Below are 14,820 nucleotides of genomic sequence, written 5' to 3'. Positions count from 1 at the left end.
AGCGACAGTTTTCGTCCCTCTTTCTATCGGGCTCAACCTGTCGCAACCCTGTTCAGTTTTGACATGTAGCATCGCAACTACGTCTGTCGTGGTTATGTCCCTGGGGAAGGTCAGGATGGACTGTCCGCAGATCGTTGCGCCATTCGGGCCGCGAGAAGAATGGCTTCCCGGGTTGCCCCGACATCCGCTATCCCCCTGCCCGCAATATCGTAGGCAGTACCATGTGCGGGCGTACACAGCGGAAATGGCAGGCCGCCCATCATCGTCACGCCCTCGTCGAAGCCCATCATCTTCATCGCAATCTGGCCTTGGTCGTGATACATCGTCAGTACAGCATGAAAGCCTTCCTTGAGGGCCCGCAGGAACACGGTATCTGCGGGAAATGCGCCATCCACGGCGTAACCCCGCGACTGCGCTTCGGCGATTGCTGGCTGGATGATGTCGATCTCCTCCATCCCGAAGCTGCCGCCATCGCCCGCATGTGGGTTGAACGCCGCCACCGCAATGCGTGGCTGGTCAATTCCCGCATGCTTCAGACAGGATCGGGTAAGCTCGATTTCGCCCAGGATTCGTTCAACCGAAAGATAAGCCGCGACGTCCTTCAGCGGGATGTGCGAACTGACGCGCGCGTTCCAGATCTTTTCCAGCACATTGAACTCGCGCACCTTGCCCTCGAAGGACAGCACATCGGCAACGAAGGTCACATCGTCATCATAGCCAGGATAGGCCAGGCGCATCGCCTGCTTGTTGAATGGCGTGTAGCAAACCGCATCGGCACCACCGGAATGGGCAAGCTCAAGCGCTACGCGAAAGTTTTGCGTGGCAAACCTGCCGCCTGCCAGCGTCGCTTCTCCACGCGCTGCGTCTTCAGGCGCAAGATGAGCAAGATCAACGAATATGTGCGCCGAGCGTTTCGTCTGCGGCAGCGTCTCGAGAGACGCCCCGATCAGATCGAGAGTGACGCCCGCTTCCCGCGCACCCTTGTCGAGGATACGGCGATCCCCGATGGCGATGATGTGGGCCTTCTCGCGAATATCCTCAAGAGCCAACAGGCTGGCTGTCAGCTCCGGGCTGATCCCGGCCGGGTCGCCCATCGCGAGTGCGATCGTCGGGCGGTTGTCATGTTCAATATGGTCAGGCATGAAATCTATCCAATGACAGCCGTCGATCTGACGCCGACGGCTCGATCCTGAAAATATGCGTGCGGTTTCACCTCAGTTGAGGCGCACACCGGCGCCGCTATCGAAAAGGTGCAGCTTGCCGAGATCCGGCATGACACGGATGATCTCACCGGGTCGCGCCGAAATCCGATCCCGGAACAGGCAGGTGATCTCGGTATCATGAGCCCGCGCGACAACCTGTGTCTCAGACCCGGTCGGCTCGACGACGACAACTTCCATCGGGATGCCTTCGCCCGACAGAACCAGATGCTCCGGACGGAATCCATATCGTGCCGGCTGGCCTGAAGAAGCCGATGGTGCATCGGCGATCGGGAAAATGAGGTCTCCGAATGCAAAGCCCGACGGTTCGATCCGCCCTTCCAGAACATTCATGGAGGGAGAACCGATGAAGCCCGCAACAAAAAGGTTGGCTGGACGGTCGTAAAGCTCCAGCGGCGCGCCAACCTGTTCAATGATGCCACCATGCATCACAACGATCTTGTCTGCCATTGTCATGGCTTCGATCTGGTCATGAGTGACATACACTGTGGTCGTCTTCAGGCGCTGATGCATCGCCTTGATTTCGGTGCGCATCTGAACGCGCAGCTTCGCATCGAGGTTGGACAACGGCTCATCGAACAGGAACACTTGCGGATCGCGAACGATTGCGCGGCCCATGGCAACGCGCTGCCGCTGGCCACCGGACAACTGACGTGGATGGCGATCGAGCAGCTTCTCAAGACTGAGGATTTCGGCGGCCTTCTTGACCTTTGCGCTGATTTCCGCCTTGGGCAATCCTTTGAGCTGGAGCGAAAAACCCATGTTTTCCGCAACCGTCATATGCGGATAGAGCGCATAATTCTGGAAGACCATTGCAATGTCACGGTCCTTCGGAGGCACATTGTTCACCACCCGGCCAGCAATGCTGATGTCCCCATCGGTGATGCTTTCCAGCCCCGCGATCATGCGCAGCAGCGTCGACTTTCCGCAGCCGGAAGGGCCGACAAGCGTAACGAATTCCCCGTCTTCGACATCGACGGAGATCCCGTGGATCGTCTTGACCGCGCCATATGATTTCTTGACATTGCGAATGCTGACATCAGCCATCGTCTTCTCCCATTCTTGCAGTCGAAACGGCGGCGGCATGAGATTTCGTACCGCCGCCCTCCCCTCAGGCCGACTTGCGCAGCGCAGTTCCGTTTCCGGTACGAATGCCGCTTGGCAACGCATCTCCATGCGCCTCGATCAGTTCATCGACCATGGCGCGAATATCCTTGATGGACAGCACGCTCGTGGCGTGGCGATCGAGCATGGCAGCGCGATGCACGCGGTCGCGATCCCCCTCAAGGGCTGCCTTTACCGTCAGGTCCTGGACATAGACATGCGGTGCACAGTAGCCGGCAAGCTCTGGCGGCAGTGGTCCCGCATTGCAGGCACGCATGCCGCTCTTATCGACAACGACGGGCACCTCGACACAGCAGCCGTCAGGAAGGTTGTCGATCAGACCATCATTGCGAACATTGCCGTAGATCAGCTGCGGCTTGCCTGTTGCCATGGCATGAATGATCAATGAACCGTATTCACGCGAGCGTTCCAGGGGAAATGCTTCTCCCGCCAGCAGCTTGCGGCGCGTTTCGGCGTAACGGCCCAGATTGCGCACGCTGCGGCGAATATATTCATCGACCGGAACATCGTATTCGGCGATATCGGCGTCGCTTTTCAGGAAATAGGGGGTGTATTCGGCATTATGCTCGCTGGACTCGCTGATGAAGCGGCCAAAGCTGCGCATCAGTTCGAAGCGGACCTTGTCCTTGGCAAAGATTTCCGGGTTTTCCATGGCAGCCCAGAGACGGGGATAGGCATCCTCATCATCAATCTTCAGCTTCAGGAACCAGGTCATATGGTTGATGCCCGCGCAATCATATGACAGGCGCTCAACCGGAACGTCGAGGTAGGACGCCAGTTCATGTGCGGTATTCTGCACGTTATGGCAAAGGCCAATCACCTTCTGGTCAGGATAGGCTTCATAGACTGCCTGGGTCAGTATGCTCATCGGGTTGGTGTAGTTGAGCAGAACAGCATCCGGGCAAAGTTCGCGCATGTCGGAGACGAGGTCCAGCATGAACGGAATTGTGCGCAAGCCGCGGAAGATGCCCCCGATGCCAAGCGTATCGGCAATGGTCTGCTTCAGGCCGTATTTGCGGGGGATCTCGAAATCCAGCAGCGTCGCTTCGTGCATGCCGATCTGAACCATGTTGATGACGAAGTCCGCATCCTTCAGCGCCGCGCGCCGGTCGAGATGCTCTTCGATCACCGGATTGGCATCGAACTGCGATGCCGTCCAGCGGGTCATCATGCCAGCCGTTTCGAGCCGCTCCTTGTCGATATCGTGCAGCGTGATGGTGATATCGCGCAGCTCCGCGAAATCGAGAATGTCGGTCAGCAGGTTCTTGACGAAGACGACGCTACCAGCGCCGATCATGGCAACTTTCAACATTGGGGAATCCTTTCACGTATTGGTTTGGCCGAACGGCCAGCGACCCTGAGGTCAGCTTATTTGAGACCTGTGCCGGCGATGCCCTGGATCAGCTGGCGCTGGAAGAACACGAAGATGACCAGCATCGGCACCAGCGAGAGCAGCGCGATCGACATGATGTCCGTCCACTCGGTGTTGTACTGGCCCTTGAGGAGATTGAGGCCGAGCTGGACCGTGTACATGTCCTGGTCGGTCAGCATGACGAGTGGCATGACGAAGTCATTCCAGCGCCACATGAAGGTGAAGATGATCAGCACTGCGATGATGGGCTTGGAGAGCGGCAGCACGATTCTGCGGAAGATCGTCAGTTCGCTGGCGCCATCCAGTCGCGCAGCCTCGATCAACTCGTCAGGGATCGATACCATGAATTGCCGGACCATGAAGATGCCGAAGGCTTCGGCAGCGCGCGGCAGGATCACCCCCCAATAAGAGTTGAGGAGACCGAGATCCGAGACGACGAAAAACAGCGGAACGATGATGACCTGGACAGGAATCATCAGCGCACTAAGCACAGCCAGAAACAGGACGTCGCGGCCTGCAAAGCGGAACTTGGCGAAAGCGTAGCCGCACAGGAGGTTGATGGTGACGGTGATTGCGACCGCAACGACCGCGATGACTGTCGAATTCCAGAACCAATGCAGGAATGGCATATGCGCCAGCGCGTCGGCAAAATTCTGCCAGACCCATCCTGTCGGCAAAAGGCTCACGTCTGCAATGAAGATCTGATCCTTGGGTCTGACCGCGGTCACGAACATCCAGTAGATCGGGAAGATCATGACAACGGCGCCGAATGCCATCAGAAGCCAGAGACCCATTGTCTCCAGTCGCTTTTTTGCAGGGCTTGATGTGGTGACCATCATGGCCTTGGTCTCCTACACAAATTCTTCGGTCCGCTTGTTCACGCGCCATTGCAGCAGGGTAAACAGCAGGATCAGCAGGAAGAGGATGATGCCCATGGCGCTCGCATATCCCATTTCGGATGTCGCGAAGGCCGACTGGTAGATGTACTGGACAATCATGGTTGTCGAAAAACCCGGACCGCCACCTGTCATCACGTAGATCAGGTCGAAGACCTGGAAGGAGTGGATGACGTTGAGAATGAGAAGCAGGAAGGTCGTCGGGCGCAGCATCGGCCAGGTAACGTGGCGGAACTGCTGAAACCTTGTCGCACCATCGATCGACGCGGCTTCGTAATAGGTGGGCGAAATGGATTGAAGCGCTGCCAGATAGACGACCATGCAGAAGCCGACGCGTGTCCAAAGCGTCGTCAGAATGATCGACGGCAGGGCCCAGGTCGTGGTGGATAGCCAGGAGATCGGCGAAATCCCGATAAGCTTCAGCAAGGCATTGATCACACCGTAATGGTCGTTGAACAACCACGCGGCGATGATGGCGGTCGCAACGCTGGAAACCACGACGGGCAGGAAGTAGACGCTGCGCAGCAGAGTGCGGGCAAAAAGATCGCGATTGAGTCCGATGGCCAGCATCAGACCGATGGCAAGACTGGTTGGTACGGTTGCGACCGAATAGATCACGGTATTCTTCATCGCCTGCCAGAACTGGTAGTCAGTCAGGAGACGGGTGTAGTTCTCTGCACCCACATAGAGGGGCTCATCGATCAGCGACCACTCATGCACGCTGATAAAGGCCGCATAGAGCAGCGGAAAAAAGATGAAGACCGAGAAGAGAATGAGATTGGGCGCTATGAACAGATACGGCGTCAGTCGCGGTTTGAAAGACACCCACCAACCGGAAAACCGGCTGGTGGCAATCTCGTTCATCGGCTTCTCATGGATCATCGAAGTGGGGGCCATGACCTGCATTCGTTATGGTGAGATTTCAGGGATGAAACGACGGGGCAATCAGCCCCGCAGCAGAAGCCGCTCGATATGCGCTTCGATGTTCTTGGCCGTCTGCTCTGGCGACTGGCCAGAGGTAAAGGCCAGATCAAGCTCATCTGCCATTTTGGGATTGAACTTGCCCCAGTTCGGATGGATGACGGTGCTGACCAGATGTTCCGGAATGGTCTTGGTCTGATCGACGAAAACCTTCATTTCCTTTGGACGCAGCGAGAACTCGATACCCTTGTCGACGATAGAGCTGCGCACCGGCAAAAGCTGCGCCTTATCGACGAAGCTGCGCATGTTTTCTTCATTGACCAGGAACTTCACGAATTCAGCGGCCAGCTCCGGCGTTTTGCTGTCGCGGGAGACTGCAACGCAGGTGCCGCCCAGATCGTCGGCCATGGCGACGTCACGCGGCAGGTAGGTCACGCCCCACTTTGCCTTCATCTGCTGTTCGACGAAGGGGATCTGCCAGTTGCCATTCAACATCATGGCAATCGTGCCGTTGGCAAACAGGTTCTGAACCTTTTCCGCGCTCTTGACCGAGGTGCTTGGCGGAACGAGACCTTCGGTAAACCAGCTCTGCGTCCAGGTAATGGTCTCGATCCCTGCTTTTTCGGTAATGCGCGAAGCCGTCAGGTCATCGTTCAGCAGGCGGCCACCATGCTGGTAGAGATAGAACATCCAGCGATGCACGGCGCCGTTCTGCCAGCTCATGGCGAATGGATAGGATGCGCCACCCTGCGCCTTGAGTTTCTTGGCGTTATCGATGAAGGCTGCCCAGGTCCAGGCCTGATCCAGACTGGTCGGCACGGAAATGCCTGCTTTTTCCAGGAGTTCGGCATTGTAGAACAGGGCAAAGGTATCGGTATGATGCGGCAAGGCATAAGGAATGCCCTTGACATTGACCGCGCTCCAGACAGCCGGCGTGAAGCCTTTGCCGAAATCCTTGTCGAGATACTGCGTGAGGTCGATGGCTGCCTTGTTCGTGGCATAGCGGCCGATCTGCTGATAGGTCACGCGAAAAATATCAGGCGCCTGACGCCCTGCAAGGCGCGTATCGACCTGCTGGTAGAACTGTGCGAAGGGCATTACATCAAGCTTGACCTTCACGCCGGGATTGGCGCTCTCGAACTTGGCGATCACATCCTTGTAGCCGGCAACTTCGGCATCGCCACCCCAGACGGCGAAGGTAAGCTGCTTTTCCTGGGCCCGCGCTGGCATGCCAAGCGCGCCGGTCACAAGTCCCGCGCCAAGGCCTGCTCCGGTCTTCAATAGAGAACGGCGATTGATAAACTGCGTCATGTCTTCCTCCCATGATTGTCGAATTCGATGTCCTGCCGCACTCCCGTGCCAGAAGGACGAGCCTTGAGATGGGCTGCGCTAGCCTTGATCGGTGTGCGCACCGCCGCATGATTCCCGCACAAGCAGCCTGACGGGCAGAAGGTGGTCCTTGCGGCCTTCCTTCTTTTCGATTGCGTCTATGACCGCCTGCATGGCGAGCTTTCCCAGCTCCTCCCGAGAGCTGTCGACGGTGGTCAAAGTCGGAGACGTATAGCCGCCGAAAGCGATGCCATCGAAACCGACGACGGCGAAATCCTCCGGCACTTTCAGCCCTTTCGTGCGCAGCCCATGCAGCGCACCGATGGCGAGGCGATCGTTATAGGCAAACAGAGCTGTCGGTGGTTTTGGCAGTGCCAGAACCTTGTCGAGCGCCTCCACGCCGCCGGAGAGCGAGTTTTCGGTCACCACGACCAGATCTTCTTCGAAGGGCAAGCCGGCTTCCGAAAGCGCGCGCAGATAGCCGTCGATACGGTCGTGTCCACCATGAGAATTTCTCAAAGCCTGGGTGAAATGGGCGATGCGCCGATGCCCCAGTTCGATCAGATGGCGCGTCGCGAGGTAACCACCACGCTCAAGATCAACGCGAACGCTGTGGATGCCGGGAGCCGGGCTTGGCTCCTGAAGCACAACCACGCCGACGCCGCGCTTCACGAGGGCCGGCAATTCAGGCGCTGAACAGTTGTTGTGACCCGCAACGATGATGCCGTCATAAGCGGCACCGTGTAGCAGAAGTGCTGTGTGGAACTCGCTGAGTTCATTGCGGGAGGAGATGATCGTCACGGAATAGCCTTGCCGGCTGGCCTCCGCCTGAGCAGCACTGACAATCTCCAGAAAGTACGGATTTTCCAGCGTCGGCAACACGAAGGTAATGATTTTCGTGCGGCGCTGGCGCAGGCTTCGCGCGGCGTGATTGGGCGTGTAGCCGAGGGTCGCGGCGGCGGAAATGACCCGTTCGCGGGTCTCCGGAGAAATGCGCACTGCGCTATCACGGCCGTTCAACACGAGGGAGATCGTCGCCTGGGACACGCCTGCCAGACGTGCGACATCGGCGCTTGTGGGCGCTGTGGCATTTGTCGTCTGGTCGGTTCGCTTGCGGGTCATCAGTGTTCGTTCACCTTGCTAAATCGTATTAGCTAATACGTATTAGCAACTCCTCATTATTGTCAAGCGGGGTCATCATGGAAGTTTCACTGGCTTGAAGGCGGATATTGAAGGCCCGAGGCGAGCGACGTCATCGAGCCGCGGAGGTGAGCGACATTTGCTCTCTTCAATCCTCTCTAATGCATGCTTGACTAATTTGAAAATCACTAATATTCATTCCGTGAAACGTTTCATGGACGTGTTATGAATAAAATTTCCACCATCAAGGATGTTGCAAGGCATGCGGGCGTCTCGGTCGCGACGGTCTCGAATGTTCTGAACGAACGCGAAACCGTGAACCGGGAGATCGTGCGCCGCGTGCGTGAGGCGGTGGAAATTCTGGGCTACAAGCGGCATCAATCGGGCTTCCAGCTCAAGACGAAAAAATCGTCTTTGGTGAACGTGATCCTCCCCTCCGTCACCGATCCTCATTTCAGCGCGCTTTACATCGGCGCGGAACGCGTTCTGGGTGATCACGGCTATACCGCGGCCTTGCATGTGAGCTCGGAAATCCGTTCAAAGGAAAACGAACTGCTGGAAATGTCATTGCAGCAGCGGGCAGCCGGGGTCTTGATCGCCACCTGCCAGCCAGATGACATGAAGCGTGCCGACGAACTTCGAGAGGCAGGTATCCAGGTTGTCTGTCTCGAGCGGGAGCCGGTTGGCGGCGGCTTTACCTTCATCGAGCACGATTTGCGCCGCCTGTTGTTTGATGCAGGCCGAAGCCTGCTGCATCAGGGCTATCGCAATATCGTTCTGCTGACCGGGCCCAAGGAATATTCCAGCGAGGAGCGGGCCGCGACAGGCTTCCTGGATGCGGTTGCAGCCTCTGGAAGCGATGCGCAGGGCATGGTTCTGGAAACCAACCACGACCCGGAGACCGCCTTCCGCGCCCTTGTCGGATACATTTCACGCGGCAAGAAAGTCGATCTGGTCATTTCCACTTCCTCTGCAATTCACCGCGGCGCGCGCAAGGCGCTGCAGCTCATGGCAAGCGAACTCAAGGGCCATGTGCGCCTGGTTTCGCTGGCGGAAGAATCGTGGTCTGACGTCGAGAGCGATGACCGGCTTGTTATTCGCCGTTCGGGCGTGCAGCTTGGCGCGGCGGCTGCCGAGGCGCTTCTCGATACGCTGCGCAATCCAATTGCACATGGCGGAAGCTATCGTCGCATCGCGGTGCCGACGACCATCGGAGAGCGAAAATCCGCGATCCGCCGTTACGGCGAAGGCGAACATTTGCGCGTGCTGATGTTTGACAGCATGTCGAGGCGGGCGATCTCGGATCTCTTGCCGCACTTCGAGGATCGTCACGGCGCAAAGGTCACCATCGAGGCGATGTCGGCTGAACGTTTGCATGCGGTGCTGAGCGACCCGGCAAAGCGGGCCCAGTATGATATCGTGGAGATCGACCAGCCATGGATGAGCGAACTTGCATCGGCAGGTGCGATCATGCCTCTGAATACCCGCCTGAAGCAGCATCCGGAACTGATGCGCGGGCTGGTGCCCGGCGTCATGGACGCCAACTGCCGCTATGCAGACGGCTATTTTGCCCTTCCATCCCGCTTCGATGTCGAAATGCTGTTCTTTCGCAAGGACCTGTTCGACGATCCCATCCAGCGTCTGGCCTACCGCGACCTGACGGGTGGCGAATTACGGCCACCTGAGACCTGGCGCGAGTTCAATGCGGTTGCCCGTTTCTTCACGCGCTCGCTCAATCCAGGTTCGCCCACCTTGCACGGCACGTCACTCGGGACAAATCCGCCGCATGGCACCATGGTGGAATTTCTCACCCGGCTGTGGGGAGCCAATGCGCGTGTGCTGGACGATGCAGGCCGCGTCACACTCGATAGCCGCGAAGCCATCGAGGTGCTGGAGAATTATGTCGAAAGCACTGACTATGCGGCCCCGGGCTGGCAGGACAAGCAACGTTCCGGACAGGTCGAGGATTTTGCGACCGGCGATGTTGCCATGGTGGCCATCTTCTGTGCCCCAGCTGCTCAACTGACCGATCGCAGCGTATCGCGGGTTGTTGGAAAGATCGGCTACGCGCCTGTACCGGGCGGTGTTCCGGTTCTCGGCGGATGGTCCATGGGCATCATTGCCGAATGCCCTCGCCCGGATCTGGCGTTTGACTGGATGTCCTGGGCAGCGGGCATGGAAATGGCGATCCCGCTGACCATCATGGGCGGCTCAACACCTGCATTGGCACTGTATAACAGCCTTGAGTTGCGTTCGGTCTATCCGTGGCTGGGCAAGGCGGTTGAATATTTCCCCAAATCGCGGGCTCGCGCCATTTCTCTCACGACGACCGGCGGGCGGCTGAGCGAGTTTCGATACGAACAGATCGTTGGCAGCCATGTGCATCGCGCCCTTCGTCGCGAGGTGGCGCCAGCAGAGGCGCTTGGCTTGGCAGCCGCCGAACTGCGCACAATTCTTGGTCAATAGCTGAGACGAGAGCCGTGCGGCCGGCATCGTGGCCGGTCGCGGGCAGGTTGCATTGGGTCATCGGCGCAGGACGTCCGGGACCGGAGGACATGAGGGAGGATGGCCATGGCCAACGTATCGTTGCGCGGGGTCGAGAAATCGTATGGCGACGTCAAGATCGTGCGCCGCATGGATCTGGAAATTCACGACGGGGAATTCCTCGTTCTGGTTGGTCCATCCGGTTGCGGAAAATCGACGACGCTCAGGATGATCGCCGGGCTTGAGGACATCAACCGGGGCGAACTCCTGATTGGCGACAAGGTGGTGAACGGCCTGCCTGCCAAGGAGCGCGATATTGCCATGGTCTTCCAGAACTATGCGCTCTACCCGCATATGGATGTCTTCCAGAACATGGCATTCGGCCTGGAATTGCGGAAGTTTCCCAAGGCCGAAATCAAGACACGCGTTGAACAGGCCGCAGATATCCTGGCGCTTGGCGATCTCCTGAAACGCAAGCCGAAGGAGCTTTCCGGCGGGCAACGGCAGCGGGTCGCGCTTGGCCGCGCAATCGTCAGGCAGCCGAAGGTGTTTCTGTTCGATGAGCCTCTTTCCAATCTGGATGCCCAGCTGCGCGTTCAGATGCGCGCCGAGATTTCCCGCCTGCACGCACAGCTGAAGACAACGATGGTCTATGTCACCCACGATCAGGTCGAGGCTATGACGATGGGCACGCGGATCGTCGTCATGAAGGGCGGCGATGTGCAGCAAGTGGGTGCCCCGCTGGAACTCTACACCAAACCCGCCAACCGCTTCGTGGCAGGCTTCATCGGTACACCGCAGATGAACTTCCTCGACGCAAGGATCGATGCGGGCTCCGACGGTCCGGTCATTATTGCCGAGACGGTTCGGCTGCCGCTTTCCGGCAAGGCTGCTGCCGCATTGGCGGCCAGCAAGGCAACGCACTGCACGCTCGGTGTGCGTCCGAGCGACCTTCATGTCCTCGGCACACCCGGCGCAGGCCCCATCATATTCGATGCGACCATCGACATGGTCGAAATCCTTGGTGCGGTCCAGGTCGTCCATATCCGGGTCGGCGAACAGACGATGCGTGCCGAACTACCCATGCGTGTTCCTGCCCGGCCGGGAGAGACCATCCGCCTCGCTGCGGAGGCAGAGGCATTTCATGTTTTCGATGCGACGAGTGGCGTCGCGATCGCGTAACGGAGGAGTACCGAAATGAAATCATCGATTCTGAGGCAGGCAGCACTCGGAGCCGTTGCGGCTCTGGTGATGACCCTGTCCAACAGTGCCGCGCTCGCTCAGCAGAAAATAACAATCATGCCCGGGGCGTGGTCCGGCGCCACGGTCGACTTTCTGCGCAATCAGATAAAGCCTTGGGAGGAGAAGAACAACACCAAGGTCGAAATCCTCAATGTGCCCAACAATGGTACCGAGATCTTGGCAATCATGCAGCAGAACCTGGCTGCCAGCAATGCCGACATCGACATCAATGCCATGGATGTCGTCTGGCAGGGCATGCTGGAACGGTTTGCCGTTGACCTGAAGCAGTACTTCACGGCCGAGGAAATTGCCAGATATACGCCAGCGACGATCGCGATCAACACCATCAAGGATCGCCTGATTGCCGTGCCGTTCTACGGTGATCTCGGGCTCTTCTACTATCGCACCGATCTTCTGGAGAAATACGGTTACAAGGAACCGCCGAAGACCTGGGCCGAAGTCCGCGAAATGTCGGAAAAGGTGCAGGCTGGAGAGCGCGCTGCGGGCAATGCCAATTTCTGGGGCTTCGTTTATCCGGGCTCTGTTTATGAAGGATTCGCGACCGACATTGTCGAATGGATCAATTCCTATGGCGGGGGCACCTGGGTCGACAAGGACGGCAATGTCACGGCCAACAATCCGAACGCCAAGGCAGCCCTTGAAGAGTTGACATCATGGGTGGGCAAGACAGTACCACCGGGTGTGACCTCCTATATCATCGATGATGCGCGTGGCGCCTTCCAGTCTGGCAATTATCTGTTCATGCGCAACTGGCCTTACGCCTATGCGTCGATGCAGGCTGAGGGGTCCGCTGTGAAAGGCAAATTTGGCGTCACCGCCATACCCCATGGGCCAAATGGCAAATCGGCATCCGGTCTGGGCGGCTGGCAATTGTGGATCTCCAAGTTCTCCAAGAATCCGCAACTTGCTGCCGATCTGATCAAGTTCATCAATTCCCCCGAAAACCAGAAGGAGCGCATGCTGAAGCTTGCCCGCCTGCCGGGTTATCCGGAACTGATGAAGGACCCCGATATCCTGAAGACCTACCCTTGGGTCGACATGGCGCAAAAGTTCGATCTGGTCGGTCGCCCGTCCGGTTCAACCGGCACCAAATATGCCCAGGTGTCGAATGCAGCGCTGAAGGCTGTCAACGACATGATGACAGGCCGTGCCAAGGTGGGTGAACGGCTCGAGCAACTCGATACGGAATTGAACCGCATCAAGGGTCGCGGCTGGTAAGCGATCATCGGAGTTTGAAAAACGGGCATTCCGTCTGACGGCGGAGTGCCCCTCGATTGAGACAGTTTGCGGCCAGCCATCGGCGCTTTCCGCTTTCATAGCAGGAGATCGATATGATCCTCTTCAAGCGTGCCGAGACGCTGGCCGGAACCCAGGCTCGCACCGCTTTCCTGTTCCTTGCACCGACCTTCCTGGTGCTTGCCGCAGTGGGCCTTTATCCGCTCGGTCGCACGATCTGGCTAAGCTTCACCGACGCCAACTTCTTCGCCGATGAGCCTCGCTTCGTCTGGTTCGACAATTATCTCGATCTGCATGCCAATCCCGAATGGTGGTCGGCGCTGTATAATACCGTGTTCTTTGCGGTTGCCAGCGTTACGCTTCAAGTCGTTCTCGGCGTTGCCTTCGCGATGGTCCTCAACGTCAATTTTCCGGGCCGCAAGCTTGCCCGCGCCGCCAATCTCATTCCCCTGGTGATTGCGCTTACGGTTGCCTCGCAGCTGTGGAAATGGATGTATCACGATGTCTTCGGTGTCGTGAACGATGCACTGACCCGACTGGGCCTCATTGAGGATCCGGTGGCCTGGCTGAACAATCCCTCCACTGCCATGTGGGCGATTATTGCAATGTCGACCTGGAAGTTCGTGCCCTTCGTGACATTGCTCGTCCTTGCGTCTCTGCAGGGCATCCCGAAGGAGCTCTATGAAGCAGCCGAGATCGACGGCGCGGGTCCAGTGGCCAAATTCCTGCGGGTGACACTGCCGATGCTGAAGGGCGCGATTGTCGTCGTTGTCGTGTTCCGCATGCTGGATGCACTGCGTGTGTTCGATATCGTCTATGTCATGACCGGAAATTCGCCGGCCACCGTCACGATCTCCATGTTTGCCCGCCAGCAGATGATTGAATTCGGACTTGTCGGCGCAGGCTCGGCGGCCTCCGTCGAAATCTTCCTGCTCATCATTCTGGGAACCGTGCTCTACATGCGCATGCTGAAAGTCGAGGATCGATAGAATGGTTCAGCGAATTTTATCCCGTGCCGCCTTCTACATCGTGCTGGCAATCGGGCTTCTCTATATCCTCTTCCCGTTCTACTGGATGATTGTGAACTCGCTCAAACCGTCGGCGGAACTTTTTGCCACGCCGCTATCCTACTGGCCGCGACAACTGACGCTCGACAATTACCGCGCCGTGCTGGCCGATGGCTCCTTCGTGCGCTCCATCGTGAACTCGCTGATTGTTGCCGGTGGCGCGACGATCTTATCGCTGATGCTGTCGTCAATGGCCGCCTATGCGCTTGCCCGCTATCGCTTCGCAGGCAAGCAGGTGACACTCTACACCATTCTGGGGATGAGCACCTTTCCGCAGATCGCAGTGCTTGGTGGGCTCTTCACCCTCGCCCGCACGCTTGGCATCTACAACACCTATTGGGCGCTGATCCTGTCCTACATGATCTTCACACTGCCATTTTGCGTTTGGGTTCTGACAAGCTTCATCAAGGAGATCCCGGACACGCTGGACGAGGCGGCTACCATCGATGGTGCAAGCCCTGCGCAATTGCTGTGGAAGGTCATCATACCGCTTGCAGGCCCCGGGCTGGTCGCAACCGGTCTGCTCTCGTTCATCAATGCCTGGAACGAGTTCCTGTTTGCGTTGACGCTCACGGCCGATAATCAGGCCAGAACCGTACCGGTCGCCGTTGCACTGTTCAGCGGACAAAGCGAACACGAGCTACCATGGGGCAAGATCACGGCAGCCTCGACGGTTGTTACCGTTCCTGTCGTCTTGCTTGCGCTAATGTTCCAGAAGCGCATTGTCGAAGGCCTGACTTCCGGCGCTGTCAAGGGTTAAACAAGGA

General features: G+C 58.0%; 12 protein-coding genes. 5 read left to right on the top strand and 7 right to left on the bottom strand.

Going from position 1 to position 14,820, the window contains the following annotated elements:
• Positions 1 to 110: 110 nt before the first annotated feature.
• The 7 genes from G6N80_RS22265 to G6N80_RS22235 form a co-directional block, all read right to left on the bottom strand.
• On the bottom strand, positions 111 to 1,142 hold the full coding sequence (locus G6N80_RS22265) for a 4-hydroxythreonine-4-phosphate dehydrogenase PdxA (RefSeq protein ID WP_165137342.1): 1,032 nt from the start codon (positions 1,140 to 1,142) through the stop codon (positions 111 to 113).
• 72 nt (positions 1,143 to 1,214) lie between these two features.
• Positions 1,215 to 2,267: an ABC transporter ATP-binding protein gene (locus G6N80_RS22260; RefSeq protein ID WP_165137339.1), complete on the bottom strand. Its 1,053-nt coding sequence runs from the start codon at positions 2,265 to 2,267 to the stop codon at positions 1,215 to 1,217.
• A 64-nt stretch (positions 2,268 to 2,331) separates the two neighbouring features.
• A complete protein-coding gene (gene melA / locus G6N80_RS22255; RefSeq protein WP_165137337.1) occupies positions 2,332 to 3,657 on the bottom strand; it encodes an alpha-glucosidase/alpha-galactosidase in 1,326 nt (441 codons plus the stop codon).
• A gap of 56 nt (positions 3,658 to 3,713) precedes the next feature.
• Positions 3,714 to 4,556 (bottom strand): carbohydrate ABC transporter permease, encoded by an 843-nt coding sequence (locus G6N80_RS22250; RefSeq protein ID WP_165137334.1) that lies wholly within the window; start codon positions 4,554 to 4,556, stop codon positions 3,714 to 3,716.
• A gap of 12 nt (positions 4,557 to 4,568) precedes the next feature.
• Positions 4,569 to 5,510: a carbohydrate ABC transporter permease gene (locus G6N80_RS22245; RefSeq protein WP_210300895.1), complete on the bottom strand. Its 942-nt coding sequence runs from the start codon at positions 5,508 to 5,510 to the stop codon at positions 4,569 to 4,571.
• A 48-nt stretch (positions 5,511 to 5,558) separates the two neighbouring features.
• A complete protein-coding gene (locus G6N80_RS22240) occupies positions 5,559 to 6,845 on the bottom strand; it encodes an extracellular solute-binding protein (protein WP_165137331.1) in 1,287 nt (428 codons plus the stop codon).
• A 78-nt stretch (positions 6,846 to 6,923) separates the two neighbouring features.
• Entirely contained in the window at positions 6,924 to 7,985 is a 1,062-nt protein-coding gene (locus G6N80_RS22235) for a LacI family DNA-binding transcriptional regulator (RefSeq protein ID WP_165137328.1), read from the bottom strand.
• 243 nt (positions 7,986 to 8,228) lie between these two features.
• On the opposite strand from G6N80_RS22235, the gene G6N80_RS22230 reads away from it, so the two are divergent.
• From G6N80_RS22230 to G6N80_RS22210, 5 genes are all read left to right on the top strand, one after another.
• A complete protein-coding gene (locus G6N80_RS22230) occupies positions 8,229 to 10,469 on the top strand; it encodes an extracellular solute-binding protein (protein WP_165137324.1) in 2,241 nt (746 codons plus the stop codon).
• 105 nt (positions 10,470 to 10,574) lie between these two features.
• Entirely contained in the window at positions 10,575 to 11,669 is a 1,095-nt protein-coding gene (locus G6N80_RS22225; RefSeq protein WP_165137321.1) for an ABC transporter ATP-binding protein, read from the top strand.
• Positions 11,670 to 11,684: 15 nt separating this feature from the next.
• Positions 11,685 to 12,968, top strand: a complete 1,284-nt coding sequence (locus tag G6N80_RS22220; RefSeq protein WP_165137318.1) for an ABC transporter substrate-binding protein — start codon at positions 11,685 to 11,687, stop codon at positions 12,966 to 12,968.
• 113 nt (positions 12,969 to 13,081) lie between these two features.
• Entirely contained in the window at positions 13,082 to 13,975 is an 894-nt protein-coding gene (locus tag G6N80_RS22215; protein ID WP_165137315.1) for a carbohydrate ABC transporter permease, read from the top strand.
• A 1-nt stretch (position 13,976) separates the two neighbouring features.
• The gene (locus G6N80_RS22210; RefSeq protein ID WP_165137312.1) at positions 13,977 to 14,813 is read left to right on the top strand and encodes a carbohydrate ABC transporter permease; all 837 of its coding nucleotides are present in this window, start codon (positions 13,977 to 13,979) and stop codon (positions 14,811 to 14,813) included.
• Positions 14,814 to 14,820: the final 7 nt, after the last annotated feature.

The organism is Rhizobium rhizoryzae, assembly GCF_011046895.1.
Taxonomy (GTDB): Bacteria; Pseudomonadota; Alphaproteobacteria; order Rhizobiales; family Rhizobiaceae; genus Neorhizobium; species Neorhizobium rhizoryzae.
The sequence above is the reverse complement of the archived record's forward strand: the minus strand, read 5'-3'. Positions and strand labels throughout refer to the sequence as shown.

What these genes read in the sequence shown, in the direction of transcription:
- G6N80_RS22265 (WP_165137342.1), bottom strand. Translation starts at nt 1,142, where the DNA reads ATGCCTGACCATATTGAACATGACAACCGCCCGACGATCGCACTCGCG.
- G6N80_RS22260 (WP_165137339.1), bottom strand. Translation starts at nt 2,267, where the DNA reads ATGGCTGATGTCAGCATTCGCAATGTCAAGAAATCATATGGCGCGGTC.
- melA (WP_165137337.1), bottom strand. Translation starts at nt 3,657, where the DNA reads ATGTTGAAAGTTGCCATGATCGGCGCTGGTAGCGTCGTCTTCGTCAAG.
- G6N80_RS22250 (WP_165137334.1), bottom strand. Translation starts at nt 4,556, where the DNA reads ATGATGGTCACCACATCAAGCCCTGCAAAAAAGCGACTGGAGACAATG.
- G6N80_RS22245 (WP_210300895.1), bottom strand. Translation starts at nt 5,510, where the DNA reads ATGGCCCCCACTTCGATGATCCATGAGAAGCCGATGAACGAGATTGCC.
- G6N80_RS22240 (WP_165137331.1), bottom strand. Translation starts at nt 6,845, where the DNA reads ATGACGCAGTTTATCAATCGCCGTTCTCTATTGAAGACCGGAGCAGGC.
- G6N80_RS22235 (WP_165137328.1), bottom strand. Translation starts at nt 7,985, where the DNA reads ATGACCCGCAAGCGAACCGACCAGACGACAAATGCCACAGCGCCCACA.
- G6N80_RS22230 (WP_165137324.1), top strand. Translation starts at nt 8,229, where the DNA reads ATGAATAAAATTTCCACCATCAAGGATGTTGCAAGGCATGCGGGCGTC.
- G6N80_RS22225 (WP_165137321.1), top strand. Translation starts at nt 10,575, where the DNA reads ATGGCCAACGTATCGTTGCGCGGGGTCGAGAAATCGTATGGCGACGTC.
- G6N80_RS22220 (WP_165137318.1), top strand. Translation starts at nt 11,685, where the DNA reads ATGAAATCATCGATTCTGAGGCAGGCAGCACTCGGAGCCGTTGCGGCT.
- G6N80_RS22215 (WP_165137315.1), top strand. Translation starts at nt 13,082, where the DNA reads ATGATCCTCTTCAAGCGTGCCGAGACGCTGGCCGGAACCCAGGCTCGC.
- G6N80_RS22210 (WP_165137312.1), top strand. Translation starts at nt 13,977, where the DNA reads ATGGTTCAGCGAATTTTATCCCGTGCCGCCTTCTACATCGTGCTGGCA.